This window comes from Pseudomonas sp. NPDC086566 (assembly GCF_050280885.1).
Classification (GTDB): domain Bacteria; phylum Pseudomonadota; class Gammaproteobacteria; order Pseudomonadales; family Pseudomonadaceae; genus Aquipseudomonas; species Aquipseudomonas vlassakiae.
Genome location: NZ_JBNNWD010000003.1, coordinates 56,122 through 81,765 on the forward strand (window position 1 = coordinate 56,122; position 25,644 = coordinate 81,765).

General features: G+C 62.4%; 24 protein-coding genes. 14 read left to right on the top strand and 10 right to left on the bottom strand.

What is annotated here, in order from left to right; genetic code table 11:
* Positions 1 to 276: 276 nt before the first annotated feature.
* From ACQKPS_RS07500 to ACQKPS_RS07510, 3 genes are all read left to right on the top strand, one after another.
* Positions 277 to 1,206 carry a malate dehydrogenase gene (locus ACQKPS_RS07500; RefSeq protein WP_283725405.1) on the top strand — a complete coding sequence of 310 codons (930 nt, stop codon included), beginning with the start codon at positions 277 to 279 and terminating at the stop codon, positions 1,204 to 1,206.
* A gap of 224 nt (positions 1,207 to 1,430) precedes the next feature.
* Positions 1,431 to 1,913: an ImmA/IrrE family metallo-endopeptidase gene (locus tag ACQKPS_RS07505; RefSeq protein WP_254483100.1), complete on the top strand. Its 483-nt coding sequence runs from the start codon at positions 1,431 to 1,433 to the stop codon at positions 1,911 to 1,913.
* The gene (locus ACQKPS_RS07510) at positions 1,910 to 2,326 is read left to right on the top strand and encodes a hypothetical protein (RefSeq protein ID WP_254483101.1); all 417 of its coding nucleotides are present in this window, start codon (positions 1,910 to 1,912) and stop codon (positions 2,324 to 2,326) included. The genes ACQKPS_RS07505 and ACQKPS_RS07510 overlap by 4 nt, the downstream gene beginning before the upstream one ends.
* 80 nt (positions 2,327 to 2,406) lie before the next feature.
* Here ACQKPS_RS07510 and ACQKPS_RS07515 read toward each other — a convergent pair whose 3' ends face one another.
* The 3 genes from ACQKPS_RS07515 to ACQKPS_RS07525 form a co-directional block, all read right to left on the bottom strand.
* Positions 2,407 to 3,363, bottom strand: coding sequence for an arsenic resistance protein (locus tag ACQKPS_RS07515; RefSeq protein WP_254483102.1), 957 nt, complete (start codon positions 3,361 to 3,363; stop codon positions 2,407 to 2,409).
* 135 nt (positions 3,364 to 3,498) lie between these two features.
* Complete coding sequence (gene glyA, locus ACQKPS_RS07520) at positions 3,499 to 4,752, bottom strand: serine hydroxymethyltransferase (protein WP_054886141.1); 1,254 nt, start codon at positions 4,750 to 4,752, stop codon at positions 3,499 to 3,501.
* A gap of 200 nt (positions 4,753 to 4,952) precedes the next feature.
* Complete coding sequence (locus tag ACQKPS_RS07525; protein WP_254483103.1) at positions 4,953 to 8,783, bottom strand: sensor domain-containing protein; 3,831 nt, start codon at positions 8,781 to 8,783, stop codon at positions 4,953 to 4,955.
* Between the two features lie 259 nt (positions 8,784 to 9,042).
* On the opposite strand from ACQKPS_RS07525, the gene ACQKPS_RS07530 reads away from it, so the two are divergent.
* From ACQKPS_RS07530 to gdhA, 3 genes are all read left to right on the top strand, one after another.
* Positions 9,043 to 9,426: a hypothetical protein gene (locus ACQKPS_RS07530; RefSeq protein WP_254483105.1), complete on the top strand. Its 384-nt coding sequence runs from the start codon at positions 9,043 to 9,045 to the stop codon at positions 9,424 to 9,426.
* Positions 9,427 to 9,660: 234 nt separating this feature from the next.
* Positions 9,661 to 11,328, top strand: a complete 1,668-nt coding sequence (gene ettA / locus ACQKPS_RS07535) for an energy-dependent translational throttle protein EttA (protein WP_427603427.1) — start codon at positions 9,661 to 9,663, stop codon at positions 11,326 to 11,328.
* A 232-nt stretch (positions 11,329 to 11,560) separates the two neighbouring features.
* Positions 11,561 to 12,901 (top strand): NADP-specific glutamate dehydrogenase, encoded by a 1,341-nt coding sequence (gene gdhA, locus ACQKPS_RS07540; protein ID WP_254483107.1) that lies wholly within the window; start codon positions 11,561 to 11,563, stop codon positions 12,899 to 12,901.
* A 120-nt stretch (positions 12,902 to 13,021) separates the two neighbouring features.
* Here the strand turns inward: gdhA and ACQKPS_RS07545 are convergent, their stop codons facing one another.
* From ACQKPS_RS07545 to ACQKPS_RS07560, 4 genes are all read right to left on the bottom strand, one after another.
* The gene (locus ACQKPS_RS07545; protein ID WP_427603429.1) at positions 13,022 to 13,510 is read right to left on the bottom strand and encodes a GreA/GreB family elongation factor; all 489 of its coding nucleotides are present in this window, start codon (positions 13,508 to 13,510) and stop codon (positions 13,022 to 13,024) included.
* A 68-nt stretch (positions 13,511 to 13,578) separates the two neighbouring features.
* Positions 13,579 to 13,935 carry a hypothetical protein gene (locus ACQKPS_RS07550; RefSeq protein WP_254483109.1) on the bottom strand — a complete coding sequence of 119 codons (357 nt, stop codon included), beginning with the start codon at positions 13,933 to 13,935 and terminating at the stop codon, positions 13,579 to 13,581.
* Between the two features lie 93 nt (positions 13,936 to 14,028).
* Positions 14,029 to 15,882 carry a DUF4105 domain-containing protein gene (locus tag ACQKPS_RS07555; protein ID WP_283725215.1) on the bottom strand — a complete coding sequence of 618 codons (1,854 nt, stop codon included), beginning with the start codon at positions 15,880 to 15,882 and terminating at the stop codon, positions 14,029 to 14,031.
* A gap of 75 nt (positions 15,883 to 15,957) precedes the next feature.
* Positions 15,958 to 16,446, bottom strand: a complete 489-nt coding sequence (locus ACQKPS_RS07560) for a DUF3015 domain-containing protein (protein WP_054887210.1) — start codon at positions 16,444 to 16,446, stop codon at positions 15,958 to 15,960.
* A gap of 253 nt (positions 16,447 to 16,699) precedes the next feature.
* Between ACQKPS_RS07560 and ACQKPS_RS07565 the strand changes: the two genes are divergently transcribed.
* The 5 genes from ACQKPS_RS07565 to ACQKPS_RS07585 all read left to right on the top strand — a co-directional run bounded on the left by ACQKPS_RS07565 (position 16,700) and on the right by ACQKPS_RS07585 (position 21,392).
* Positions 16,700 to 19,138, top strand: a complete 2,439-nt coding sequence (locus tag ACQKPS_RS07565) for a Lon protease family protein (protein WP_313202031.1) — start codon at positions 16,700 to 16,702, stop codon at positions 19,136 to 19,138.
* Between the two features lie 161 nt (positions 19,139 to 19,299).
* Complete coding sequence (locus ACQKPS_RS07570; protein WP_054887213.1) at positions 19,300 to 19,638, top strand: hypothetical protein; 339 nt, start codon at positions 19,300 to 19,302, stop codon at positions 19,636 to 19,638.
* Positions 19,639 to 19,746: 108 nt separating this feature from the next.
* Positions 19,747 to 20,235, top strand: coding sequence for a TIGR00645 family protein (locus tag ACQKPS_RS07575; protein ID WP_003247486.1), 489 nt, complete (start codon positions 19,747 to 19,749; stop codon positions 20,233 to 20,235).
* A gap of 148 nt (positions 20,236 to 20,383) precedes the next feature.
* Positions 20,384 to 20,689 carry a DUF6482 family protein gene (locus ACQKPS_RS07580; RefSeq protein WP_176506909.1) on the top strand — a complete coding sequence of 102 codons (306 nt, stop codon included), beginning with the start codon at positions 20,384 to 20,386 and terminating at the stop codon, positions 20,687 to 20,689.
* An 85-nt stretch (positions 20,690 to 20,774) separates the two neighbouring features.
* Positions 20,775 to 21,392, top strand: coding sequence for an FKBP-type peptidyl-prolyl cis-trans isomerase (locus tag ACQKPS_RS07585; protein ID WP_254483115.1), 618 nt, complete (start codon positions 20,775 to 20,777; stop codon positions 21,390 to 21,392).
* A gap of 127 nt (positions 21,393 to 21,519) precedes the next feature.
* Here the strand turns inward: ACQKPS_RS07585 and ACQKPS_RS07590 are convergent, their stop codons facing one another.
* The 3 genes from ACQKPS_RS07590 to ACQKPS_RS07600 all read right to left on the bottom strand — a co-directional run bounded on the left by ACQKPS_RS07590 (position 21,520) and on the right by ACQKPS_RS07600 (position 23,320).
* Positions 21,520 to 21,765 (bottom strand): hypothetical protein, encoded by a 246-nt coding sequence (locus tag ACQKPS_RS07590; RefSeq protein ID WP_254483116.1) that lies wholly within the window; start codon positions 21,763 to 21,765, stop codon positions 21,520 to 21,522.
* 81 nt (positions 21,766 to 21,846) lie between these two features.
* The gene (locus ACQKPS_RS07595; protein WP_054887598.1) at positions 21,847 to 22,188 is read right to left on the bottom strand and encodes a zinc ribbon domain-containing protein YjdM; all 342 of its coding nucleotides are present in this window, start codon (positions 22,186 to 22,188) and stop codon (positions 21,847 to 21,849) included.
* A gap of 163 nt (positions 22,189 to 22,351) precedes the next feature.
* On the bottom strand, positions 22,352 to 23,320 hold the full coding sequence (locus ACQKPS_RS07600; RefSeq protein ID WP_099815048.1) for a polyprenyl synthetase family protein: 969 nt from the start codon (positions 23,318 to 23,320) through the stop codon (positions 22,352 to 22,354).
* 244 nt (positions 23,321 to 23,564) lie between these two features.
* On the opposite strand from ACQKPS_RS07600, the gene rplU reads away from it, so the two are divergent.
* The 3 genes from rplU to cgtA all read left to right on the top strand — a co-directional run bounded on the left by rplU (position 23,565) and on the right by cgtA (position 25,593).
* Positions 23,565 to 23,879, top strand: coding sequence for a 50S ribosomal protein L21 (rplU, locus tag ACQKPS_RS07605; RefSeq protein WP_003247466.1), 315 nt, complete (start codon positions 23,565 to 23,567; stop codon positions 23,877 to 23,879).
* Positions 23,880 to 23,917: 38 nt separating this feature from the next.
* Complete coding sequence (gene rpmA, locus ACQKPS_RS07610) at positions 23,918 to 24,175, top strand: 50S ribosomal protein L27 (protein WP_003247464.1); 258 nt, start codon at positions 23,918 to 23,920, stop codon at positions 24,173 to 24,175.
* A 188-nt stretch (positions 24,176 to 24,363) separates the two neighbouring features.
* Positions 24,364 to 25,593, top strand: coding sequence for an Obg family GTPase CgtA (cgtA, locus tag ACQKPS_RS07615; protein ID WP_054887600.1), 1,230 nt, complete (start codon positions 24,364 to 24,366; stop codon positions 25,591 to 25,593).
* Positions 25,594 to 25,644: the final 51 nt, after the last annotated feature.

Here is a 25,644-nt window from a genome sequence, read left to right on the forward strand (position 1 = left end):
TGGCCGACTGGATGCGCAAACTTCGAACTTCGGAGGAATGGGGCTGGCGGACGGCGGTGTTGCGCCGGGCAATAGCTTGTGGCTGGGCAGTGCGGTCATGGAGCGATTCACCTTGTTATTTGGTCATCTATATGAATCGTTACAAAGTATTTCCGGGGCGGTGGGAGGCTGTCAATAGCATGCGGTCGCGTCCCATGGTCTTTTCGCCTTGGCAGGCAATACTTCTCTGTATACGCAGGCGTGCTCCTGGTGGCGCGCGCCGCTGGGAGGTGTCAGGTGAACAAGCTATCAATCGTAGGTGCGGGGATAGTGGGTGAGGCGGCGGCGCAGATCATCGCCCGGGAAGAGTATTGCCGTGAACTGATGTTGCTCGACGTGCAGGGTGAGCTGGCCCAGGGCAAGGCGCTGGACATCTGGCAGGCAGCCGTTGAGTCCGGTTCCGATACCAAGGTGCTGGGTGGCGCCAAGGCCGAAATGCTGCAGGACTCGGAGCTGGTGGTGATTACCGCAGGCGTGCCGCGCAAGCCTGGTCAGTCGCGGCAGGACGTGCTGAGCACCAACCTGCCGATCCTTGACGGCATCATGCACGACATCAATCGCTATGCGCCGGCAGCGACGGTGCTGGTGGTTTCGAACCCGGTCGATGTGCTGACCTATCGCGCCTGGTCGCTCAGCAAGCTCGGGCGCGGCAGGGTGTTCGGGCAGGCGGGGGTGCTGGATACCGCGCGCATGAAGTGCTTCATTGCCGAGGAGACGGGGTTTTCAGCCCGGGACATCACGGCGCTGGTGCTGGGCGGGCATGGCGACAGCATGGTGCCGCTGATGCGCTACTGCCAGGTCGGCTCGGTGCCGCTGTCGCACTTCCTGTCGGATGAGCAGATCGAGCGGATCGTCGAACGCACCCGCAAGGGCGGTGGCGAGATCCTGGGCTTGAAGAAGGTCGGCAGCGCCTGCGATGCGCCAGGTGTGGCCATTGCGCAGATGGTGGATGCGATCGTCAATGGGCGTAACCGCATTCTGCCGGCGGTCGCGATTCTTGAAGGGGAATACGGGCGCACCGACATCGCCATGGGCGTGCCCTGTGTGCTGGCGGAGGAGGGGATTGCCCGGGTGATCGAGTTGCCGCTGGATGTGCAGGAGCAGGCGATGTTCGATCATTCTGCGGATCAGGTGGCGCGGGATATTGCGGAGATGAAGGCGTTGTAGGCAGGAGGAATACCAAGTGCCTGCGCATTCCATGCTGTAGAGCCCTTTCATGCGGATGCGGCAGGCACTTTCGCTCTCCGGATTTCGCTTTTTCTTACCTACAGTTTCAGCGGTAGAACGAATGAAATATCGCGTGTCAACCTCAATTTGACCGCTACCCTTGACTTGTGCAAAATCGCCCCTCATTTTTGATCAACAACCCCCAACCTTTTTCAGGAGGCCGAATGGAGTACCGTACTGCAAACGACGTCCTGCAAGCGCATTGGGACGGGCGACTGCCGGTCAACCCTCAGGCAATAGCTGAGGCGATGGGCATCGAGGTCAAGTCGCTGACCCCGTTAGATCAGGAGAACTGGCGCCCTAACGAGAGCGGCCATTATTCCTATCGTGATGGTAAGCCGCTGATCACCTACAACTTCACGGATGCGCCTGTTCGTCAGCGGTTCACGATCGCTCATGAAATAGGCCATCACGTGCATGGTGATCTAGACGCCCCACGTGATACCACGGAACAATTCAGTGCAAGAACGAGGGACCCTAAAGAGGTTGCCGCCAATCGGTTCGCTGCTGCGTTGCTGATGCCTGCAGCCTTGGTCAAACACCTGGTACTTGAGCAGAGGGTTACTGACCTTGCTCGGCTGGCCAGGGCCTTTGGTGTCTCGACCGCTGCGATGGAGTTCCGGCTGAAGGCAATCGGGTTCCTATGACAGGCACGAGTGATGACCTGTCTCAGGGAGAGGCGGATAACGTAGGTCTGGTCAATGACTACCTTAAAAGAGAGTCTTGGCGTTTTCGGTGGGAGAAGCGCCTGACCAATGTCACCGTAGCGTTGGTCATCACTTTCTACATTGCGCTGCTTGGCTTCGTGTTTCTTGGCAATATTCGATTGACCGTAGGCACCTGGTATTTCTTCACCTCCGTCAAGCCTCACTCCACGGGTGATATCCCGATCATCGTGGCACTTTCCACCGTGCCGACCTTGTTGCTGATTGCCTTGCTGCGCTATTTCCATCATCGGCCTAAGCCTGAGCAAGATGATGCACAGGCACCTCTACCGATTAGCGTTGAAGCGGCCAAAGAGATCATCAAGGCGACTACCGACGCTATGAAGGCACCGTAGATGATCATTGAAACAGCGTTTGTCGAGGGCTGCTTTGCAGCCCTTCGCGAGCAAGCTCGCTCCCACACGGTGGAGAGGTGTCAGCGCCGTACAAGCAGCGGAATTAGCCTGATGTAAACCAGCTCGCCCACCAATTCCATCAGCGTCTGGGTAATTACCGCCGCCGCCGCCAACCCGCGCAGGTCCTCTGGCAACGCCAGCGCCAACGGCAACACCACCAGCGAATTCCGCGTTGCGGCGCTGAAGGTAACCGAGCGTGCCTCGGTCACCGGCAGGCGCAGCAACCGTGCCGAAAGGTACCCAAGCAGCGGCGCCAGCAGCATGAAGCCGACGTACACCGGAATCACCGGCAGCAACCGATCGAAGTCCCGAAGCACCACGGCAATCTGCGACCCGATCACCGCCACCAATACCAACGCCATCGCTGGCACTGGCATCCACGCCCAGGCGTCGTTCCATGCCGAGAGCGTGCAGGAGCGGCGGGCGCCGGCGCTGGTGAGCACGGCGAGGATCATCGGCAGCATGATCAGCAGCAAGAAGGCTTCCACGAACGGGGCGATGCTGATGGTCACGCCGCTGCTGTCGCCGAGCATCAGCGCCAGGTACAGCGGCAGCAGCACCAGCTGCACCAGCAACAGCACGGGCGTGGCGGCTAGGGTCAGGCGCGAATCGCCTTTGCCGATGTGGGTGAACACCACCACGTAGTCGATGCACGGCGTGAGCAGCACTAGCAGGGCGCCGATCAGAATTGCCGGGTGCTCGGCCAAGCCGCGGGTGAGGGCCCACACCAACAATGGCACGAATATGAAGTTGGTGAGCAGCAGGGCGGCCATGAAGCGGCGGTTACCCAGGCCCTGTCGCACGCCGAGGAAGGGGATTTGCAGGAACATCGCATACATCAGGATGGCGATGGCGGGGGTGACCAGGGTTTGCAGATGCTGCGCGGCGTCGCTGGCCAGCAGACCGACGGCAATGGCAGCCAGTACTGCGACGAAGTAGATCGGGATCTGCTGGGTTTCGAGTTGCTCTCTGGTCAAGGTGGGGCCTGTGCGTGGTCGTTTAAAAGGGCACAGGGTAATACGCTGGGGTGGCTGGGTGCTCGATTTGTGCCTCATTCCATAAATAAGAAGCCCGGCACAAGGCCGGGCTTCTTCACATCAGGCTTGCGCCAATCAGTTGCCGTAAACCGGCAGCTTCTTGCAGATGGCCTTGACCTTCTCGCGCACGGCGTCGATCACCGCTTCGTTGTTCAGGTCAGCCAGGATGTCGCAGATCCAGCCGGCCAGTTCGCGGCACTCGGTTTCCTTGAAACCACGGGTGGTGACGGCTGGGGTGCCGAAACGCAGGCCCGAAGTGACGAACGGGGAACGTGGGTCGTTCGGTACCGAGTTCTTGTTGACGGTGATGAAGGCTTTGCCCAGGGCAGCGTCAGCATCTTTACCGGAGATTTCCTGCTTGATCAGCGACAGCAGGAACAGGTGGTTCTGGGTGCCGCCGGAAACGACGTCGAAACCACGCTCGATGAACACTTCGGCCATGGCCTGGGCGTTCTTCACGACCTGCTGCTGGTAAGCCTTGAACTCAGGCTGCAGCGCTTCCTTAAAGCAGATGGCCTTGGCCGCGATCACGTGCTCCAGCGGGCCGCCCTGGGCGCCTGGGAAGACGGCGGAGTTCAGCTTCTTCTCGATGTCGGCGTTGGCGCGGGCCAGGATCAGGCCGCCACGAGGACCGCGCAGGGTCTTGTGGGTGGTGGTGGTGACCACGTCGGCGAACGGCACAGGGTTCGGGTACACGCCAGCGGCAACCAGGCCGGCAACGTGGGCCATGTCGACGAAGAGGTAGGCACCGACCTTGTCGGCAATGGCGCGGAAGCGGGCAAAGTCCAGGACCTGCGAGTAGGCCGAGAAGCCGGCAACGATCATCTTCGGCTTGTGCTCGACAGCCAGGCGCTCGACTTCGTCGTAATCGATCAGGCCGTTGCTGTCGATGCCGTACTGGATGGCGTTGTACAGCTTGCCCGACGAGCTTACCGAAGCGCCGTGGGTCAGGTGGCCACCGTGGGCCAGGCTCATGCCCAGGATGGTGTCACCGGCCGACAGCAGGGCCAGGTAGACCGCGGCGTTGGCTTGCGAGCCTGCGTGTGGCTGGACGTTGGCGTAGTCGGCGCCGAACAGCTCCTTGGCACGGTCGATGGCCAGTTGCTCGACCACGTCGACGTATTCGCAGCCGCCGTAGTAGCGTTTGCCTGGGTAGCCTTCGGCGTACTTGTTGGTCAGGACCGAGCCCTGAGCTTCCATGACTGCCGGGCTGGTGTAGTTTTCCGAAGCGATCAGCTCGATATGCTCTTCCTGGCGCAGGGCTTCTTGCTGCATGGCTTCGAAGAGCTCGGCGTCGTACTTGGCAATGGTCAAATCACGGCTGAACATGGCGGTCCTCAAGGATCGGGGTAATTTGGGGGGGCATTCTAACCGATTGATCCGCGCCTGGCATATGAAGTGGCATCAAGTCGCGGACCAATGGGCTTTATGTTGCATCCCGCGCCGTGTCTGGGCTGGAGTTGACTCGAAGGTCCGTTTTTCCGACCCTGATTCAGGCTGTGGCGGACCCTCCGTGGGAGCGGGCGTCATCACTGGAACATGAACAGGGCGGCGTTGGCGAACTGCGCTTCGAACTGGTTGGCCGGCATCGGCCGCCCGAACAGGTAGCCCTGCACCTCGTCGCAGCCATGCTCACGCAGGAATTCCAGCTGCTCGTGGGTCTCCACGCCCTCGGCGATCACCGCCAGGTTGAGGCTGTGGGCCATGGCGATGATCGCCCGGGCGATCTGCGCGTCCTGCTCGCCCTCGGGCAGGCCGTCGACGAAGGTGCGGTCGATCTTCAGCACGTCGATGGGGAACTGCTTGAGGTAGTTAAGCGACGAGTAACCGGTGCCGAAGTCGTCGACGGCGATGCTCAGGCCGAGGTTTTTCAGGCTGGCGAGAATCTGTAGCGCTTCATTGACCTCGCGCATCAGGATGCTCTCGGTCAGCTCCAGCTCCAGGCACGCCGGCGGCAGGCCGGTTTCTTCGAGGATGGTGGCGATCCGCGTGCCCAGCTGGCCGTCGGAGAACTGCCGCGCCGAGATGTTCACCGACACCTTCGGCACGCGCACCTTGTTCTTGTGCCAGGCCTTGAGCTGGCGGCTGGCCTCGCGCAGCACCCAGTCGCCGACATCCACCACCAGGCCCAGCTCTTCGATCACCGGTATGAAGTCGCCCGGCGGCACCAGCCCTCGGGTCGGATGGCGCCAGCGCAGCAGGGCTTCGGCACCGGTCAGGCGCTTGCCGTCGCCGCTGAACTGCGGCTGGTAGTAAAGGATGAATTCGTTCTGCTCCAGCGCGTGGCGCAGGTCGCTTTCCAGCTCCAGGCGCTCAAGGGCGCTGGCGTTCATCTCGGTCTGGTAGAACTGGAAGTTGTTCTTGCCGCGCTCCTTGGCGTGGTACATGGCGGTGTCGGCGTTCTTCATCAACTGGCTCAGCTCGTTACCGTCCTGCGGGCTGAGGGCGATGCCGATACTGGCGGTGACGAAGAACTCGCGACCTTCCAGCACGAATGGCCGCACCAGGCTGCCAAGTATGTTCTCGGCCACGTGGATGGCACGGTTCAGGGCCATCTCGCGGGTGGCCCGTGGCTGCAGCAGCAAGGTGAATTCGTCGCCACCCATGCGCGCCACGGTATCGTCATCGTCGACGCAGGCCAGCAGGCGCAGGGCCATGTCCTTGAGCATACGGTCGCCCGCAGCGTGGCCGAGGGAGTCGTTGATCGGCTTGAAGCGGTCGAGGTCGAGGAACATCAGCACCACCCATGACTTCTGCCGCTCGGCCTGCTGCAGCGCGGTATGCAGGCGGTCCTGGAACAGCGTGCGGTTGGGCAGGTGGGTGAGGGCGTCGTAGTAGGCCAGGCGGTGGATGCGCTGTTCGCTGGCCTTGCGCTCGCTGATGTCGGTGAAGAAGCACACATAGCTGGCCAGGTCGCCTTCGTCGTCGAGCACGGCGGTAATGCCGACCCAGGCCGGGTAATGGTCGCCGTCGCGGCGCTTGAGCCACACTTCGCCTTCCCAGCTGCCGCGCTGGTGCAGTTGCTTGAGCACGTAGCGCAGGTGGCTTTCCTGTTGGTCCTCGACGACCAGCATGCTCGGCAGCTGGTCGAGCACGTCGCCGACCGCGTAGCCGCTGACCCGGCTGAAGGCCTCGTTGGCCTGAACGATATAGCCGGCCGGGTCGGTGATGAGGATGGCCGAGGTGGAGTGCTCGAATACCGTCGCGGCCATGCGCAGGTCTTTTTCCGCACGGCGCTGCTGGCTGATGTCGCGGCCTACGCCGAGCACGCCTTCGAAGCGCTGCTGGTCGTCCCACACCAGCACCAGGCGCAGTTCGATAGGGATCTTGCGGCCATCGGCGCGCAGGCAGTCGAACAGGAACAGTTGCGTCGGCAGCTGGCTGCGCAGTTGGGCCAGTTGCTCGTTGTCACCCATGGCCCTGCTGACCCGCTCCATCAGGCTGTAGATGCCGGTGAGCTGGGACGGGTTGGCGATGATCGACTGCCAGCCATTGTCGAAGATCCACTCGGCCTGGTAGCCCAGCACCGCCTGCACCGAGGGGCTGAGGTAGTTCAGTTGCAGGCGGCTGTCGGTGGAGAAGATCACGTCGCTGATGCTTTCGGCGAGCATGCGGTAGCGCTGCTCGCTGTCGCGCAGCGACTGGCTGGCCTCGATCTGCACGGTGACATCCTTGCCCACGCCGATGATGCGTGTGACCAGGCCATCGTCATCGCGGGTCAGTACCTGCTCGCGGATGTCATAGCAGCGCCAGGCGCCATCGCGGTGGCGGAAGCGCAACTGAGTGTGCAGTGACTGGCTATGGGCACTGTCGCGCTGTTGCTGGCGCAGAGCCTGGTAGTGCGCGGCATCTTCAGGGTGCAGCAGCAGTTCCCAGAAGCGGTCGCCCATCTGTGCCAGCTCGGTGCGGTCGTAGCCGAGGGTCTGGCCGAGGTGGCGGTTGCTGAAGATCATTCGCTGGCTGAGCACGTCCTGCACGTACAGCTGGTCGGGCACTGTACGCACGACGTCGGACCAGAAGCTTTCACGTTCCAGCAGCGACAGCTCCACCTGCTTGCGGCTGGTAATGTCGCTGATGCTGAGGATCACTGCCTGGTAATCGCGACGCTGCTGCGGAAGGCGCGCCATCAGCCACAGGTGCAACTCGCCACCCAGCGGTGCGGGCAGGCGCACTTCCAGCTCCAGCGACGGACGTTGTTCGATCAGCGCGTCGATCAGCTGCATGCCGACGCTGTCGCGGCCGTCGCCGCTGCCATCGATCAGCCGTTGCCAGGCGCCTTGGTGGCACTCGACATTGAGGAGCTGGCGCGCCACCTGGTTGATTTCGGTGATCTTCAGCTCCAGCAACAGCGAGCGGCGCAGGGTCGGGTCCAGCGCCAGGCTCTGCTTGAGCCCGGCCAGGTTGCGCAGGTGATAGCGGTCGAGCTGGCCGGGCAGGCTCGACAGGTCGAGCACGCACAAGGCCACGCCGGTGCCTTCGAAGATTTCCTGGTAGCGCCGGCGGTCTTCCTGCAGCGCGCGTTGGCGGCGGCGCATGTTGAACAGCGCCAGTACCGGCAGCAGGGCACAGAACAGCGCCAGCAGGCACTTGCCGATCAGTGCCGGCAGCAGCTTCTGCTGGGCCAGGCCTGCGTCGAACAGGCCACGCAATTGCCAGGTGCTGTTGTCGATGAAGGCGAGCATCACGCTTTGCAGCGGCTCGCCGCTGGTCTGCACCGGAGCGTGGCGTTCCAGTACCTCGCCGCTGCGGCTGTTTTCCAGCAGCCAGAGCGGGTGGCCCGGGCCGTCGAGGTGCACGGTGAGCGCCTGGTAATAGTCCGCTGACAGGCGCAGCAGCCAGTAGCCCCGATCCTGTTCCGCCGTCTGGCGCAACAGCAGGTAGACAGTGCGGTTGTCTGCCGAGTTGGCGAAAAAGTAGCGGCGGCCTTGGTTCAGCCCGACCAACTCGTCAAGCAACTGGCGGTCTGGGCTGCCGGCCAGGCTGTCGCCTAGCAGTTGCCCGGCTTGGTCCAGCCAGGCCAAGTCGCGCAGGGCGGGCAGGCGTTCGCGCAGGGTTGCCAGCAGGCTCGGCAGGGCGGCGGGCGCCGGTGCATTGACGTAGGGCTGGAGCACGTTAAGGGCCTGCTGGGCCTTGAGCGCCAGGTTCAGGTTCAGGTGGTCGGCGAGATGGGCACTGGCGTCCAGGGTCTGCTGACGCTGGTCAGCCTGGGTGTGGCGAAACTGGGAAAACAGTTGCCATAGCAGCAAGCCCAGCAGAATCAGGGCCAGCAGGGCCAGCGCACCCTTGACCGAACCCCGTAGCGAAGCGACTGGGGCCGGCGAAGCGGGGCGCAGCAGAGTCGGATGATTGAGATTGGTCAAGCGTTGGTCCTGCGATTGGGCTGGCGATGGCAGGGATGAACATGCACGGTGTATGCCGGTATCTGCACAGGCCTGGACCGCGGCCGCGCACTATAAAGCCGGACATGCGAACGGGCTAGCATGCCTGTGATTGTGGCAATGTGCCAGCCCGATTGTCCGAAGCCAGTGGCCGTGGTGATGCCGACCCGTTCGGCAAGACCCTGCGTCCTGTGCGAGAATGCCGCCCGCTTCAATGACAACGCATCGGAGATGTTCGGTTTTGGTTACTCACTTTTCCACCAATGGCCTCGATTCCGCCTGTGGGCGCAGCAGTCAGACCCTTGTCAGCACTGCCGTGACCGCGGACGTATCCTGCAAATCATGCCAGCGCTCGCTGGTCAAACCAGATGCGGCTGCGGCCTCGAAAAACAAGACGCCATCGCTGGCTGAGCTGCGCAAGACCGCCAAGGCGGCAGCACCCGCTGAAGAGGTACCGGTGGCTGCCGTAGCCAAGCCGGCTGGCAAGGTTGTCAGTACGCCTGTTGCAGCCCAGCCTGTCCGCAGTGGCGGCTTCAGCGTCAAGGCCGCATATGCGGCGCGCCTGGCCGAGCAGAGCGACCGTTGCCGGTTGCCGCGGGGCAAGGCCAAACAGCGTCACGTCTGAGCCCTCTCGGCGGCTGTGCCGGCCCTTTCGCGGGCAAGCCCGCGAAGAGGCCGGAACAGGCAACAAAAGCCTCCCAGGATCACAACGATCCCTTGCCACCATCCGACCACCCTGTGCAACGCCGCGCGTTGGCGTAGAATGGTCGACTTTGTTCAATGAACCCCGTAAACACATCCCCCTGGCCACAGTGCCGGGGCGATCGTCGATGTCTTTACCTATTTAGAGGGCTTGGTTTTGGCTCAATACGTCTACACCATGCATCGGCTGAGCAAGGTCGTGCCGCCGAAGCGGGAAATTCTCAAAAACATTTCCCTGTCGTTCTTCCCAGGCGCCAAGATCGGCGTGCTCGGCCTGAACGGCGCCGGTAAATCGACCCTGCTGCGGATCATGGCGGGCGTCGACAAGGAATTCGACGGCGAAGCCCGTCCGATGCCCGACATCAATGTGGGTTACCTGCCGCAGGAGCCGCAACTGGACCCGAACAAGTCCGTGCGCGAAGTGGTCGAGGAAGCGGTCAGCGTGATCAAGGACGCCCAGGCCCGCCTGGACGAGGTCTACGCCGCCTACGCCGAACCCGATGCCGACTTCGACAAGCTGGCTGCCGAACAGGCCAAGCTCGAAGCCATCCTGCAGGCTGCCGACGGCCATAACCTCGAGCGCCAGCTGGACGTCGCCGCCGACGCCCTGCGCCTGCCGGCCTGGGATGCTCGCATCGAGCACCTGTCCGGTGGTGAGAAGCGCCGCGTGGCCCTGTGCCGCCTGCTGCTGTCGGCCCCCGACATGCTGCTGCTCGACGAACCGACCAACCACCTGGACGCCGACTCGGTAGCCTGGCTGGAGCGCTTCCTCCACGACTTCCCGGGCACCGTGGTAGCGATTACCCACGACCGTTACTTCCTCGACAACGTCGCCGGATGGATCCTCGAGCTGGACCGCGGCGCCGGTATTCCGTACGAAGGCAACTACTCGGGCTGGCTGGAAGCCAAGTCGGAGCGCCTGGCGCAGGAATCCAAGCAGCAGAGCGCCCACGAGAAGGCCATGAAAGAGGAACTGGAGTGGGTGCGCAAAGGCGCCAAGGCCCGCCAGTCCAAATCCAAGGCCCGTCTGCAGCGCTTCGAGGAAATGCAGTCGCAGGAATTCCAGAAGCGCAGTGAAACCAACGAGATCTACATCCCGGCCGGTCCGCGCCTGGGCGACAAAGTCATCGAGTTCAAGAACGTCACCAAAGGCTATGGCGACCGCGTGCTGATCGACAACCTGTCGTTCTCGATGCCCAAAGGTGCCATCGTCGGCGTGATCGGTGGTAACGGTGCCGGTAAGTCGACCCTGTTCCGCATGCTGATGGGCAAGGAGCAACCGGACTCGGGCACCATCGAGATCGGCGAAACCGTGCAGCTGGCCTGCGTGGACCAGAGCCGTGAAGACCTCGACGGTTCCAAGACCGTGTTCCAGCAGATCTCCGACGGTTCCGACCAGATCCGCATCGGCAACTATGAGATCCCGTCGCGTACCTACGTTGGCCGCTTCAACTTCAAGGGTGGCGACCAGCAGAAGTTCGTCAAGGACCTGTCCGGTGGTGAGCGTGGCCGCCTGCACCTGGCCCTGACCCTGAAGGAGGGCGGTAACGTCCTGCTGCTCGACGAACCGTCCAACGACCTCGACGTTGAAACCCTGCGTTCCCTGGAAGAAGCCTTGCTGGACTTCCCGGGCGCCGCCATCGTGATTTCCCACGACCGTTGGTTCCTGGACCGTGTGGCTACCCACATCCTGGCGTACGAAGACGACTCGAACGTGGTGTTCTTCGAGGGCAACTACACCGAGTACGAAGCCGACCGCAAGAAGCGCCTGGGCGACGCTGCAGCCCAGCCGCACCGTGTACGGCACAAGAAGCTGGCCCAGTAAGCCAGTGTTCTGATGCACAAGAATGGGGCCTATCGCGGCCCCATTTTTGTGCCTGCTCACAGCGGCAGAACGGCTGTTTTACCCTCTATTCAAAGGTGATTTTGTATACATTTATATAAAACGCACCAAATAATTTCAAAAAAACGACATTTCGCCCTATTCCGGTGCAATTGCTTCTTGGTACATTCCGAAAAAAACCAATAAGTCCAATCCCCTTGGTGAGATGTCTACTATGATCGAATCTGTCGACCATTTCCTTGCACGCCTGCAGCAACGCGACCCGGGCCAACCGGAATTCCACCAGGCCGTGGAAGAAGTGCTGCGTACCCTGTGGCCGTTCCTCGAAGCCAACCCTCACTACCTGCAGTCCGGCATCCTCGAGCGCATGGTCGAGCCGGAGCGTGCCGTGCTGTTCCGCGTGTCGTGGGTCGATGACCAGGGCAAGGTGCAGGTCAACCGCGGCTACCGCATCCAGATGAGCAGCGCCATCGGCCCCTACAAGGGCGGCCTGCGCTTCCACCCGTCGGTGAACCTGAGCGTGCTCAAGTTCCTGGCCTTCGAACAGGTGTTCAAGAACTCCCTCACCTCGCTGCCCATGGGCGGCGGCAAAGGCGGCTCGGACTTCGACCCGAAAGGCAAGAGCGATGCTGAAGTCATGCGCTTCTGCCAGGCCTTCATGAGCGAGCTGTACCGCCACATCGGTGCTGACTGCGACGTGCCGGCCGGTGACATTGGCGTGGGCGCCCGCGAGATCGGCTTCATGTTCGGCCAGTACAAGCGCCTGGCCAACCAGTTCACGTCGGTGCTGACCGGCAAGGGCATGACCTACGGCGGCAGCCTGATCCGCCCCGAAGCCACTGGCTACGGCTGCGTGTACTTCGCGGAAGAAATGCTCAAGCGCCAGCACCTGCGCATCGATGGCCGTCGCGTGGCCATTTCCGGTTCCGGCAACGTCGCCCAGTACGCTGCCCGCAAGGTCATGGACCTTGGCGGCAAGGTGATTTCGCTGTCCGACTCCGAAGGCACCCTGTACGCCGAAGGCGGCCTGACCGATGCCCAGTGGGACGCGCTGATGACGCTGAAGAACGTCAAGCGCGGCCGCATCAGCGAACTGGCCGAGCAGTTTGGCCTGGAGTTCCGCAAGGGCCAGACTCCGTGGAGCCTGCCATGCGACATCGCCTTGCCATGCGCCACGCAGAACGAACTGGACATCGAAGACGCCCGCACCCTGCTGCGCAACGGCTGCATCTGCGTGGCCGAAGGCGCCAACATGCCGACCACCCTGGCGGCGGTCGACCTGTTCATCGAGGCCGGGATCCTGTACGCACCGGGCAAGGCATCCAACGCCGGTGGCGTGGCCGTATCGGGCCTCGAGATGTCGCAGAACGCCATGCGCCTGCTGTGGACGGCGGGTGAGGTGGACAGCAAGCTGCACAACATCATGCAGTCGATTCACCATGCCTGCGTGCATTACGGTGAAGAGGCGGATGGCAAGGTCAACTATGTGAAGGGCGCTAACATCGCTGGCTTCGTGAAGGTTGCCGATGCCATGCTGGCGCAAGGCGTGGTCTGATCTGACTGCTGGGGCCGCTTTGCGGCCCAATCGCGACCTGCGGTCGCTCCTACAGAGGCACGCGCGCTCCCGTAGGAGCGACCGCAGGTCGCGATTGGGCTGCACAGCAGCCCCAAGGCCTCAACCGATCTCGATCACTTCAATCAGCTGATCCCCCGCCGGCCGCCGCCACAGCACTTCATCCCCAGGCCCGGCCCCGAGCAATGCCCGCCCCAGCGGTGATCCCCAGTTGATCATCCCGCGGGCGGCATCCGCCTCATCCTCGCCCACCAGTTGCACTACCTGCTCCTGGCCCTGCTCGTCGACGAACCTTACCCGGCTACCAATCTGCACCTTGCTGCGTGATGTCGCCGCCGGCACCACCTGGGCGCTCTGCACCCGCGCGCTGAAATAGCGCAGATCCCGCTCGGTATCGGCCAGGCGCTGCTTGTCGCCGCGCTCGCCCTGCGCCTGCAACGCGCTGCGCAAGGCATTCAGTTCGCTCACGCGCTGTTGCAGCTGGCGCAGGCCATTGGCAGTGACGTAATTGGGTTGGTCGCTGACGCGCCGCTCCACCGGCTGATCGGCCTGGGCAGCGGCCTGGTCTTCGTTGACGAATGCTCGGCTCATGCAATGGCCTCCTTGTGCTGGAGACCAGCATGGCAGGCCGACGGTTTCAATGGATGTCCATTTGCGACTTAGTCATGACGGTAGGCACGGCCGGCGCCCTGGTCTTTCTCCTGCTGCCACTGGCGATCACGTTCGTCCCAGAAGCGCTCGTGGTACTGGCGCTGTTCCTCGCTGTTCTGCATCGCGTGGCACTGGCGGAAACCATCGTCCCAGCCGGTCTCGTAGTGGCGATCGTGCAGGTAGCGTGGTACGTCCTTCTTGAAGTCGCCCACCATCAGCCCGGCTGCCTGACGGCCGCTGCTGCAACCGTCCTGGTAGCCGTCGGCGTAGGCGGGGGGATAACCGTGGTTGACCATCTGATCATGGGTGGTTTCGCAACCCGCCAGCAACAATGCAACGCACAAACCGAACCAGTACCGCGACATGACCACCTGGACCCTTGGGGAGATACCGAAAGTCTAGGTGGCGATTTGTCGGGGAGGTGTCAAAACAGTGTCAAAGAGTCGGTTGGTTCACGTTCAGTAGTGGTACCACTTCAGCTCCAGCATCACTTCGTTCTGCGCTGTCGCCAGGTGGCTGAACTCCCGCGAAGCACTCAACCTCAGGCCCAGGTTCTGGCTGATCTCCCATTGCTGGTTCAGGCTCACACTGCGCCGTACCTCGCCATTGGTGAAGTAATCACCCTTGGCCTCCAGCGTCATGTTGCCCAGCCCGTTGCGCCACAGCAGCCCGCCATTGAACCCCGTCGCCGGGGCGATGAACTGGGCGAAGTCGTTGTGGTGCTCGATTCGCAACGTACCCAGGGCAAAGCCCAGCAAGCCATCGGCCAGCTGCCAGGTACCCCCGGCACCGCCGTTCACATGGCTCACCAGCACCTCGTCGTCATGCTTGCCCGGCACCCGTTCCAGGCCGCCAGCGACTTGCCAGGACCAAGGCTTGAGCAGCTCGTTGCGCGGCGTCAACGAGCGGATGGTGGCCAGGTCCAGGCGCTGTACCTGCCAGTCGTTGCCTTCGTACTGGCGCACCTTAAGCTGCAGAATCTCGATCTGCGCCCCCAGCGGGAAGCCGTAGGCGTTGTCGTTGAGGTCGTGGTAGGCCATGCGCAGGCCGTATTCGGCGTAGGCGCGGTCCTCTCGGGTACCGACGCCCAGTTGCCAGGTCCGCGAGTCATGGCCGTCCTCTGGCAGGCCGGGGCGCTCGATCTGCAGCGGCGGCGGCGGGTTGCCGTTGATTGCCCGCAGCAGTTCGAAGCTGCGCCTAGCCTGCCCAGGGTCTCGCGCCTGGCCGTTGGCCCGGTAGCGCTCCAGGCGGTAGGCCGCATCCTGTACCAGTGCCTGGCGCTCGCGGGGCAAGGCTTTGAATTCGGGGTTCTGCAACTGTGCGGTATCGGCGCTGACGGCCAGTACCTGGCGCTTCTCGTCATGGTCCAGCGGCTCGGCCCGGGCCAGCAGTTCGCGTTCGCGTGACGGGCGGTAGGTTTCGCTGGCGACCAGGCCCGATTGCTTCACCGCTTTCACCGTGTCCGTCGGGATGGCGGTGAGCGGGAATTGTGAGGTCAGGTCCAGGCTTGGCCGGGCTACCTGCAACAGCTCCAGCAGGCGGTAGGAGCAGTTTTCGTCGAAGAAGAAGTAGTCGAACTGGATCTGCTTCAGCTCCCAGACGTGCTCGACCATGCGCCCGGTTTCTTCGGGCGTCAGATCCAGCTGGTATTCCCACAGGTCGCGGTTCTCCAGGCTGCGGTATTCCGAGAGCTTTTCCTGGTAGGGCATCAGCGCGAACAGGCCTGGGTAGCCGCCCATCAGGCCCTTCCAGGCATACAGGATGCTGTTGTCGCTGCCTTCGATGTAGGCGCCGAAGTTGATGGCGTAGCTCAGCAACGTGGTGTCGTCGCTGCGGGTACTGGACTGGTCGATGCGCAGCAGGGTGTGGCCGAACATCGACGATGGACTGTTGAGGTAGGCCGCCGGGAAAATCAGCGCCGCGCTGTGCGGGTCGATCGACTGGTACCAGGTCTTGAATTCCTGGCAGTCCGGTTGCGGCAGGCCTTTGAGGTCCAGCTGTTCACGCAGCCAGCGGGTGCGTGCGGGGAATACGCATTGGGCGTGCTTGTCGCCCAGGCTGGCGGGGGCGTACAGCGCTTCGACCGTGGCCTTGAGCTCCTGGTCCGGATGGTGCGCGCCGTCCTCGGCGAGGAAGAAGGCATCATCGTCTACATAGCTGCGCCAGCCGCCGAGCTTGGCGGTTTCATAGTGGCCCAGGGCAATCCAGTAAGGGGTGTTGGCCAGTTGCTGGATACGGCCTGGGTCCAGCACGGGCATGGCATGTACGGGGGCGCAGGCACACAGCGCCAAGGGTGCGAGGCGTTTGAGCATGTCGGGCAACTACTTCTTAACGATGCCGAAGAAAGGCGAAACCCGCCCCGGAGGCCGGGGCGGGGGTAGCTGCACTCAGGCCTCGGTGGCGTATTTGGCCAGGCGAGGGTCGTTCTTCAGAACGGCCAGGGTATTGCTGTGGACAGTTTCGGCAGTCACGTCGGCGCTGCTGAAGATCTGATTGAAGTGCTGGTGGGTGACCGAGGCGAAGTAGCCACGATCTTCCGGAGCGACGCCCAGGACCACGGCGTAGGTGGTCAGGGCTTCGCCCTGGCCCATGGCCATGTCTTCGGACAGCTCGTTCATCATGCCGTTCATGGCGAACCAGGACTTGCCGCCATAGGTCAGCGAAGCCTTGGTCGAGCAGCCGTTGGTGCCGGAGGTCATGCCGAAGGTGGCGTTGCCCGAGGTACCGTTGGTGGTGGAAGCCAGGAAGTGAGCCGGCGTGCCGCGCTGGCCTTCGAACAGCATGTTGCCCCAGCCGCAGTTCGGGCCACCCGGCGCTTCGGCAAGCGCGTTGAGCGAAACCACGGTGAACAGAGTACCCAGAAGAATCCGTTTCATAGCATTGTTCTCTATTTGTCTTAACCAAGGGTCAGGGTTTCTGGCAACTCGGTTGCCAGGTCGGGAAAGCATTTCACCCACCCGCGCAGCTTGGAGTTTAGGCATGATCTAAAGGTTGCGTCGTTGATTGCGAAAAATTTGCTCGCAGATGACAGCATCACCGCTGTGACATAAAGTCCCGAGGAGCCTTGCAAGGCGCGCGCGGGCAGCGCCAGAATGCTGCGTATCTGCCCCGCCGAAGTAAGGAAACCCAATGCCCGATCCTGTCGCTGCGCGCCTGCGTCTCGCGCCTGAAGCCCTGACCCGGCGTTTCTCCCCCGAGCAGTTTGCCTTTACCAATACCGACGATCTGGAGCCGTTTCGCGGAGTCCTGGGCCAAGAGCGTGCTGTCGAGGCCCTGCAGTTTGGCGTGGCCATGCCGCGCCCGGGTTACAACGTCTATGTGATGGGCGAGCCGGGCACCGGCCGCTTCTCGTTCGTCAAACGCTACCTCAAGGCCGAGGGCAAGCGCCAGCAGACCCCGTCCGACTGGCTCTACGTCAACCATTTCGATGACACCCGCGAACCACGCGCCCTGGAGCTGCCTTCCGGCAGCGCGGCCGAGTTCATCAACGACATGAGCGGCTTGATCGACAACTTGCTGGCGACCTTCCCGGCGGTGTTCGAGCACCCGTCGTACCAGCAAAAGAAAGGTGCCATCGACCGCGCCTTCAACCAGCGTTATGACCGTGCACTGGATGTGATCGAGCGCGCCTCGCTGGAAAAGGACGTGGCCCTGTACCGCGATGCCAGCAACGTCGCCTTCACCCCGATGGCCGATGGCAAGGCGCTGGACGAAGCCGAATTCGCCCAGCTGCCCGAAGAGGTTCGCGAGCAATTCCACGAGGACATCGCCCTGCTCGAGGAGCGCCTCAACGAGGAGCTGGCCAGCCTGCCGCAATGGAAACGCGAGTCGAACAACCAGCTGCGTCAGCTCAACGAAGAAACCATCACCTTGGCCCTGCAGCCGTTGCTGGCGCCGCTGTCGGAAAAGTACGCCGAGAACGCGGCGGTTTGCGCTTACCTGCAGTCCGTGCAGCTGAACCTCCTGCGTACCGTGGTCGAGCAGCTGGTTGAAGACAGCAAGACCGACGCTGCTGCGCGCAAGCTGCTTGAAGAGCAGTACGCGCCAAGCCTGGTGGTCGGCCACCACGCTGACGGTGGTGCGCCGGTGGTGTTCGAGCCGCACCCGACCTACGACAACCTGTTCGGGCGCATCGAATACAGCACCGATCAAGGGGCGCTGTACACCTCTTACCGGCAGCTGCGCCCTGGCGCGCTGCACCGCGCCAACGGCGGCTTCCTGATTCTCGAAGCCGAGAAGATGCTGGGCGAGCCGTTCGTCTGGGACGCCCTCAAGCGCGCCCTGCAGTCGCGCAAGCTGAAGATGGAGTCGCCGCTGGGCGAGCTGGGCCGCGTTGCCACGGTCAGCCTGACGCCGCAGATGATTCCGCTGAACATCAAGCTGGTGATCATCGGTTCACGCCAGCTGTACTACGCGCTGCAGGACCACGACCCGGACTTCCAGGAGATGTTCCGCGTGCTGGTCGACTTCGACGAAGACATGCCGATGGTCGACGAGAATCTCGAGCAGTTCGCCCAGCTGCTGCGCACCCGCACAAACGAAGAAGGCATGGCACCGCTGACCAGTGATGCGGTGGCGCGCCTGGCCACCTACAGCGCTCGCCTGGCGGAAAACCAGTCGCGCCTGTCGGCACGCATTGGCGACCTATTCCAGCTGGTCAGCGAGGCGGATTTCATCCGTCAGTTGGCCAGTGACGAAATGACCGACGCCGGGCACATCGAGCGGGCGCTCAAGGCCAAGGCCACCCGCACCGGGCGTGTCTCGCAGCGGGTGCTCGACGACATGCTCGCCGGCATCATCCTGATCGACACGCAAGGCGCGGCGATTGGCAAGTGCAACGGCCTGACCGTGCTCGAAGTCGGCGATTCGGCGTTCGGCATGCCGGCGCGCATTTCCGCCACCGTCTACCCGGGCGGCAGCGGCATCGTCGACATCGAGCGTGAGGTCAACCTCGGCCAGCCGATCCACTCCAAGGGCGTAATGATCCTTACCGGCTACCTGGGCAGCCGCTATGCCCAGGAATTCCCCCTGGCGATTTCCGCCAGCATCGCCCTGGAGCAGTCCTACGGCTATGTAGATGGCGACAGCGCCTCGCTGGGTGAGGCTTGCACGCTGATCTCAGCGTTGTCGCGCACGCCGCTCAAGCAGTGCTTCGCCATCACCGGCTCGATCAACCAGTTCGGTGAGGTGCAGGCGGTGGGTGGGGTCAACGAGAAGATCGAAGGCTTCTTCCGCCTCTGCGAGGCACGTGGCCTGACGGGCGAGCAGGGGGTGATCATTCCGCGCGCCAACGTCGCCACACTGATGCTCGACGAGCGCGTGTTGCAGGCGGTGGAAAACGGCCTGTTCCACGTCTATGCGGTCAGCCAGGCCGATGAAGCGTTGAGCTTGCTGGTGGGCGAAGAGGCTGGCGAACTCAACGAACAAGGCGTCTTTACCGAAGGCAGCGTCAACGCCCGGGTGGTCGAACGCTTGCGCGAGATCGCCGAAATGATCAGCGAGGAAGAAATCGAGAAGGCTGAAAAGGAACGGCTTGAAGAGGTGATTGCCCAAGCCAAGCCGGCCTGAGTCAATAAATCGGCGCTGGCGGCCAAGTGCTACCGTTCAGCGCCGGTTTTCCATCTTTTTGCGCTGTTCTTCTATGCTGGAACTTAAGGACGGTATCAGGGTTCAGGATGGAAACAGCCTGGTTTTCAGGCTGAACAGGGCTCATTGGAGGGGACGCGGCCATGCGCAACCTCAGCCTTACTCGCCAGTGCCTGGGCCTGGTGACCCGCATTGAATGCAGCATTCGCCCACTGGCCGGTGACAACGGCATGTGGACACTGCTGTTCGCCGCCGGCATGGCCGGTGAACAACCCTCGGCGATCAAGGCCCAGGGGCCGTTCCATGGGCCGGTAGTGGCCGAGTCCGTGCTCAGCGCCATCGTTGACAGCTTGACGCTGCATGGCTATCAGGTGGCCGACGATCCACAGATCTGGTGCCTGCACCTGCAGGCTCAGTTGCGCCGGATCAACGGCGAACGCTGCCGTAATCTGGGCGATTACCAGTTCCATCCTGAAACCTGAGCATTCATTACCAGCGGTGCGGCATCAGGCCGCAGGCTTTTGCTGTCACAGGTGGCTGGCTATACTCGCGGCCGAATTTCCAGTCACCTGACGAGTCCCAAATTCTCCATGGAACGTATTCTCGAAAACGCGATGTATGCCTCGCGCTGGCTGCTCGCTCCCATCTACTTCGGCCTGTCCCTCGGCCTGCTGGCCTTGGCGCTGAAGTTCTTCCAGGAAGTTGTCCACGTCCTGCCCAACGTCTTTGCCCTCAGTGAAGCCGACCTGATCCTGGTCATCCTGTCGCTGATCGACATGTCGCTGGTTGGCGGCCTGTTGGTGATGGTGATGATTTCCGGCTACGAGAACTTCGTGTCGCAGCTGGACATCGACGAGAGCAAGGAAAAGCTCAACTGGTTGGGCAAGATGGACTCTTCGTCGCTGAAGATGAAAGTAGCCGCCTCGATCGTGGCGATTTCTTCGATCCACCTGCTGCGGGTCTTCATGGATGCGCAGAACATCTCCACCGACTACCTGATGTGGTACGTGATCATCCACATGACCTTCGTGGTCTCGGCGTTCTGCATGGGCTACCTGGACAAGCTGACCAAGCACTGAGCCCCGCCAGGGCCCTGTGGGAGCGGGCAAGCCCTCTCCCACAGGGATCTAGGCCAACTGACGAGCGGCGTCAGTAATGCCTTGTGCAATCATTAGATTCGTACAAAAAATGAGCACTCATGCGTGGTTCCCATAGCGAGGTGCTCTCATGAACCTGCATCAGCTCAACACCGAGGCCAGGGCCGGCCATGTCGACGAACTGAACCTCATTGCCATCGAGGGCGGCGACTACCTGATCGAAGCCCGGATCAAAGGCCACCCCCATCCCCTGTCCGATACCCGCGGTGAGCGCTTGCGCGTACATTCGGTAGAGGATGCGCGCAAGTTGCTACAGACCATTCCGATGGTGTCGATGAACCTGGTGCACTGGTCGGTGCAGGACGAGATGTGCGGCATGGGCACGCACCCCGAAGAAGACTTGAAGGTGCCGATTTCCCAGCGTTCGGCCTGGTAGCTGCTCGCGGCTGCCCAGTGTGCTAGGCTGCTCGCCCTTTTCATCAAGGGCGCGGCTGCACTGCGCCCTGCAGTGGAGCATGACCATGTCCGAACTCAACCTGTCCACCGACGAAACGCGCGTCAGCTACGGCATCGGCCGTCAACTGGGCGGCCAGCTGCGCGACAACCCGCCGCCAGGCGTGAGCCTGGAAGCCATCCTGGCCGGCCTGACCGACGCGTTCAACGGCGCCGAAAGCCGTGTCAACGAAGCCGACCTGTCGGCCAGCTTCAAGGTCATCCGTGAGCTGATGCAAGCCGAAGCTGCCGCCAAGGCTGAAGCCGCCGCCGCCGCTGGCAAGGCTTTCCTTGCCGAAAACGCCAAGCGTGACGGCATCACCACCCTGGCTTCGGGCCTGCAATTCGAAGTGCTGACCGCAGGTGAAGGCGCCAAGCCGACCCGCGAAAGCAACGTCCGCACCCACTACCACGGCACCCTGATCGACGGCACTGTGTTCGACAGCTCCTATGATCGTGGTCAGCCGGCTGAATTCCCGGTTGGCGGCGTGATCGCTGGCTGGACCGAAGCCCTGCAGCTGATGAACGCTGGCAGCAAATGGCGCCTGTACGTGCCGAGCGAGCTGGCTTACGGCGCGCAAGGCGTTGGCAGCATCCCGCCGCACAGCACCCTGGTGTTCGACGTCGAGCTGCTCGACGTTCTGTAAGACCGTTGGGGCCGCTTTGCGGCCCATTCGCGGGCAAGCCCGCTCCCACAGGTATCGCACAAGGCCCGAATCCCGTGTGATCCCTGTGGGAGCGGGCTTGCCCGCGAAGAGGCCGGTGAAGCCAGCCTCAATTCCAGTCTGTTCCCCCTGGGCGCAAGGCCCGCGCATAGCAGAACAGAAACAGGTTGCGCACCAGCTCCTTGAGCACCACCGGTTCACTCGAATTCAGCCCGCACAGATCCAGGTCGCCCTGGTCGCGCAGCTCGTCCAGTGCTTCTTCTTCGAGCACTGCGCACACCTCACCGGTTTCCCGATGAAGAATGCGCAGATAGGGGTGGGGGCGGTCCAGCCAGGCGTCGATCAGATAAGTCATGGCGATTCTCCTTGGAAAGCGGCTCCAATGAGAATAATTCTTATTATCAGAATAGCAAGCGCCAATTGGCAGATTTTGTAATCAGACCTTACGCACGAATTCCGACTTGAGCTTCATGGCACCGATGCCATCGATCTTGCAGTCGATGTCGTGGTCGCCATCGCACAGGCGGATGTTCTTGACCTTGGTGCCGACCTTGACCACCAGGGACGAGCCCTTGACCTTGAGGTCCTTGATCACGGTAACGGTATCGCCGTCCTGCAGGACGTTGCCCACCGAGTCCTTCTTCACCACGTCATCGCTGGCCGCTTCGGCTTCGCCGCTGGCCGACCACTCGTGGGCGCACTCAGGGCAGATCAGCTGGCTGCCATCCTCGTAGGTGTATTCGGAGTTGCATTTGGGGCAGGGTGGCAGAGTGCTCACTTCGGTTCCTTAAACAGACAGGCGGTTAAAGGCCCATATTGTATAAGGTCTAGCGCGAGAAGTATTTTTGTCCGGACAAATGCAAAGCGGGTAAAACCGCCCCCACAGAGTTTGCACAATCTGTGGGAGCGGGTTTACCCGCGAATGAAGGCGACTCGATCTGTCAGTGAGTACGTGCGACAGCAAACTCGCTCAGTTCTACCAGCGCATCCCGGTATTCACTGGCTGGCAGCACTTCCAGGCATTCGATGGCGCGCTTGACGTAGTCACGCGCCAGCTCGGCGGTGTACTTCAGTGCGCCCGAGGCGTTGACGGCCTCGCGAATCTGCTCCAGGTCTTCCAGGCCACCCTTCTGGATCGCCTTGCGCACCAGTGCCGCCTGCTCCGGCGTCCCTTCGCGCATGGTGTAGATCAGGGGCAGGGTCGGCTTGCCTTCGGCCAGGTCGTCGCCGACGTTCTTGCCCAGGGCTTCGGCATCGCCTTCGTAGTCGAGCAGGTCGTCGACCAACTGGAAGGCCACACCAAGGTGGTCGCCAAAGGTGCGCAGGGCTTCGCGCTGCGCTTCGCTGGCTTCGGCCAGTGCCGCGGCGCTGTGGGTCGAGGCTTCGAACAGCATGGCGGTCTTGCCGCGGATGACGTCCATGTAAACTTCTTCGGTGGTGCTGGCATCGCGTACCCGCGACAGCTGCAGCACTTCGCCCTCGGCGATTACCCGGGTGGCCTTGGAGAGGATCTGCATGACCGGCATCGAGCCCAGTTCGACCATCATCTCGAACGAACGCGAATAGAGGAAATCGCCCACCAGGACGCTCGGCGCGTTGCCCCACAGGGCGTTGGCGGTGGAGCGGCCACGGCGCATGCCGGACATGTCGACCACGTCGTCGTGCAGCAAGGTGGCGGTGTGCAGGAACTCGATGGTCGCGGCCAGCAGGCGCAGGTCGGCGCCTTCACGGCCCAGGGCCTTGCCACACAGCAGGACCAGCAGTGGACGCAGGCGCTTGCCACCGGCCGACGTGATATAGTCGCCGATCTTCGATACCAGCGGCACGCGCGAGGTCAGCTGCTTCTTGATGATCTCGTCGACGGCGCTGAAATCTTCAGCTACCGCGCGGTAGAAGGTTTGGGGTTGCATCGGCTGCTCCAGTGAGGTTGCGCGGCATGCTAGGTCGCGGGTCCCGGTGTGTCAAGGCGCGGTGCCCGCTGGCAGGGGGCGGGACTTGCAAGCAAAACCGGGGTTGCGTACAATCGCGCACCCTAACTTCCTGGGCAGCACCTGCCTTACGCAATTGCACAGGGCCGTTCCAGCCCCATGCAGCCATGCCAGCCAATACTCATCATATAAAGCGCTGGGTGAGCAGGATTATCGGAGAAATACCATGTCTTACGCAGTAATCGTTACCGGCGGCAAGCAGTACAAAGTCGCTGAAGGTGAATTCCTCAAGATCGAAAAGCTGGAAGTCGCCACTGGCGAATCCGTGACTTTCGACCGCGTCCTGCTGGTTGCCAACGGTGAAGAAGTCACCATCGGCGCACCAGTCGTCGCCGGCGCTAAAGTGGTTGCCGAAGTCGTTTCGCAAGGCCGTCACGACAAGGTTCGCATCATCAAGTTCCGTCGTCGTAAGCACCACATGAAGCGTATGGGCCACCGCCAGTGGTTCACCGAGATCAAAATCACCGGTATCCAGGCTTAATCGCCTCGGTCCCCTGAATTTATTTGGAGAATTGAACCATGGCTCACAAGAAGGCTGGTGGTAGTACTCGTAACGGTCGCGACTCAGAATCGAAACGCCTTGGCGTGAAGATGTATGGCGGCCAGGTCATCAAGCCAGGCAACATCATCGTCCGTCAGCGCGGCACCGAATTCCACGCTGGCTACGGCGTTGGCATGGGCAAGGACCACACCTTGTTCGCCAAGATCGAAGGCGTGATCAAGTTCGAGAAGAAAGGCGAGTTCATGCGCCGTTACGTGAGCATCGTCGCCGCTTAATCGCGACGTCGCTCCAGAAGCCCCGTCACGCGACGGGGCTTTTTCGTTTGTGGTGAGCCTCTTGCAAAGCTGTTTGTATGGGCTGCCGGCGTGGGTTTCTACGGTCGTACGGGGCCGCCGCGCTCATTTTTGCAAGAGCCTCAGGTTTTTCAGTATTCAGCTCGCCCGCAGGCGAGAGGCGGTTTTGAATGAAGTTTGTTGACGAAGTATCCATCCGGGTCAAGGCCGGTGACGGCGGTAACGGTTGCATGAGCTTCCGCCGCGAGAAGTTCATCGAGAACGGCGGCCCCAACGGCGGCGACGGTGGTGACGGTGGCTCGGTGTACATGGTTGCCGACGAAAACCTCAACACCCTGGTCGACTACCGCTACACCCGTCACCACGAAGCCCAGCGCGGCTCCAATGGCGGCAGCACCGATTGCACCGGCAAGAAGGGCGAGGACCTGTTCCTGCGCGTGCCTGTCGGCACCACCGTGATCGATGCCTCGACCCAGGAAGTGATCGGTGACCTGGTGACTCCAGGTCAGAAGCTGATGGTCGCCCAGGGCGGCTGGCACGGCCTGGGTAACACCCGCTTCAAGTCCAGCACCAACCGCGCGCCGCGCCAGACCACACCGGGCAAGCCAGGTGAACAGCGCGACCTGAAGATGGAGCTGAAGGTCCTGGCCGACGTCGGCCTGCTCGGCCTGCCGAATGCGGGCAAGAGCACCTTCATCCGCTCGGTTTCGGCCGCCAAGCCGAAGGTCGCCGACTACCCGTTCACGACCCTGGTACCTAACCTGGGCGTAGTCAGCGTCGACCGCTGGAAGAGCTTCGTCATCGCCGACATTCCCGGCCTGATCGAAGGCGCCTCCGACGGTGCCGGCCTGGGTATCCGCTTCCTCAAGCACCTGGCGCGTACCCGCGTGCTGCTGCACCTGGTCGACCTGGCGCCGCTGGACGGCAGCAGCCCGGCCGATGCCGCTGAAGTCATCATCAACGAGCTGACCCGCTTCAGCCCGTCGCTGACCGACCGCGAGCGCTGGCTGGTACTGAACAAGTCCGACATGCTGATGGAAGACGAACGCGAAGAGCGGGTCAAGGAAGTCATCGAGCGCCTGCAGTGGGAAGGCCCGGTCTACGTGATCTCGGCGATCTCCAAGCAGGGTACCGAGCAGCTCAGCCACGACCTGATGCGCTACATCGAAGACCGCGCCGACCGCCTGGCCAATGACCCGGCCTACGCCGAGGAACTGGCTGAACTGGACCAGCGTATCGAAGACGAAGCCCGCGCCCAGCTGCAGGCCCTGGACGACGCCCGTACCCTGCGTCGTACCGGCGTCAAGAGCGTGCACGACATCGGCGATGACGACGATGCCTGGGACGATGATTTCGAGGACGACGAAGACGGCCCGGAAATCATTTACGTGCGCGACTGACCGGTTGCAGTACACTAAACGCCGCTCTCGGGAGCGGCGTTTTTGTATCCA

What these genes read in the sequence shown, in the direction of transcription:
- ACQKPS_RS07565 (WP_313202031.1), top strand. Translation starts at nt 16,700, where the DNA reads ATGCCCGATCCTGTCGCTGCGCGCCTGCGTCTCGCGCCTGAAGCCCTG.
- glyA (WP_054886141.1), bottom strand. Translation starts at nt 4,752, where the DNA reads ATGTTCAGCCGTGATTTGACCATTGCCAAGTACGACGCCGAGCTCTTC.
- gdhA (WP_254483107.1), top strand. Translation starts at nt 11,561, where the DNA reads ATGATCGAATCTGTCGACCATTTCCTTGCACGCCTGCAGCAACGCGAC.
- ACQKPS_RS07510 (WP_254483101.1), top strand. Translation starts at nt 1,910, where the DNA reads ATGACAGGCACGAGTGATGACCTGTCTCAGGGAGAGGCGGATAACGTA.
- ACQKPS_RS07575 (WP_003247486.1), top strand. Translation starts at nt 19,747, where the DNA reads ATGGAACGTATTCTCGAAAACGCGATGTATGCCTCGCGCTGGCTGCTC.
- cgtA (WP_054887600.1), top strand. Translation starts at nt 24,364, where the DNA reads ATGAAGTTTGTTGACGAAGTATCCATCCGGGTCAAGGCCGGTGACGGC.
- ACQKPS_RS07505 (WP_254483100.1), top strand. Translation starts at nt 1,431, where the DNA reads ATGGAGTACCGTACTGCAAACGACGTCCTGCAAGCGCATTGGGACGGG.
- ACQKPS_RS07570 (WP_054887213.1), top strand. Translation starts at nt 19,300, where the DNA reads ATGCGCAACCTCAGCCTTACTCGCCAGTGCCTGGGCCTGGTGACCCGC.
- ACQKPS_RS07560 (WP_054887210.1), bottom strand. Translation starts at nt 16,446, where the DNA reads ATGAAACGGATTCTTCTGGGTACTCTGTTCACCGTGGTTTCGCTCAAC.
- ACQKPS_RS07590 (WP_254483116.1), bottom strand. Translation starts at nt 21,765, where the DNA reads ATGACTTATCTGATCGACGCCTGGCTGGACCGCCCCCACCCCTATCTG.
- rpmA (WP_003247464.1), top strand. Translation starts at nt 23,918, where the DNA reads ATGGCTCACAAGAAGGCTGGTGGTAGTACTCGTAACGGTCGCGACTCA.
- ACQKPS_RS07550 (WP_254483109.1), bottom strand. Translation starts at nt 13,935, where the DNA reads ATGTCGCGGTACTGGTTCGGTTTGTGCGTTGCATTGTTGCTGGCGGGT.
- ACQKPS_RS07545 (WP_427603429.1), bottom strand. Translation starts at nt 13,510, where the DNA reads ATGAGCCGAGCATTCGTCAACGAAGACCAGGCCGCTGCCCAGGCCGAT.
- ACQKPS_RS07585 (WP_254483115.1), top strand. Translation starts at nt 20,775, where the DNA reads ATGTCCGAACTCAACCTGTCCACCGACGAAACGCGCGTCAGCTACGGC.
- ACQKPS_RS07600 (WP_099815048.1), bottom strand. Translation starts at nt 23,320, where the DNA reads ATGCAACCCCAAACCTTCTACCGCGCGGTAGCTGAAGATTTCAGCGCC.
- ACQKPS_RS07555 (WP_283725215.1), bottom strand. Translation starts at nt 15,882, where the DNA reads ATGCTCAAACGCCTCGCACCCTTGGCGCTGTGTGCCTGCGCCCCCGTA.
- rplU (WP_003247466.1), top strand. Translation starts at nt 23,565, where the DNA reads ATGTCTTACGCAGTAATCGTTACCGGCGGCAAGCAGTACAAAGTCGCT.
- ACQKPS_RS07580 (WP_176506909.1), top strand. Translation starts at nt 20,384, where the DNA reads ATGAACCTGCATCAGCTCAACACCGAGGCCAGGGCCGGCCATGTCGAC.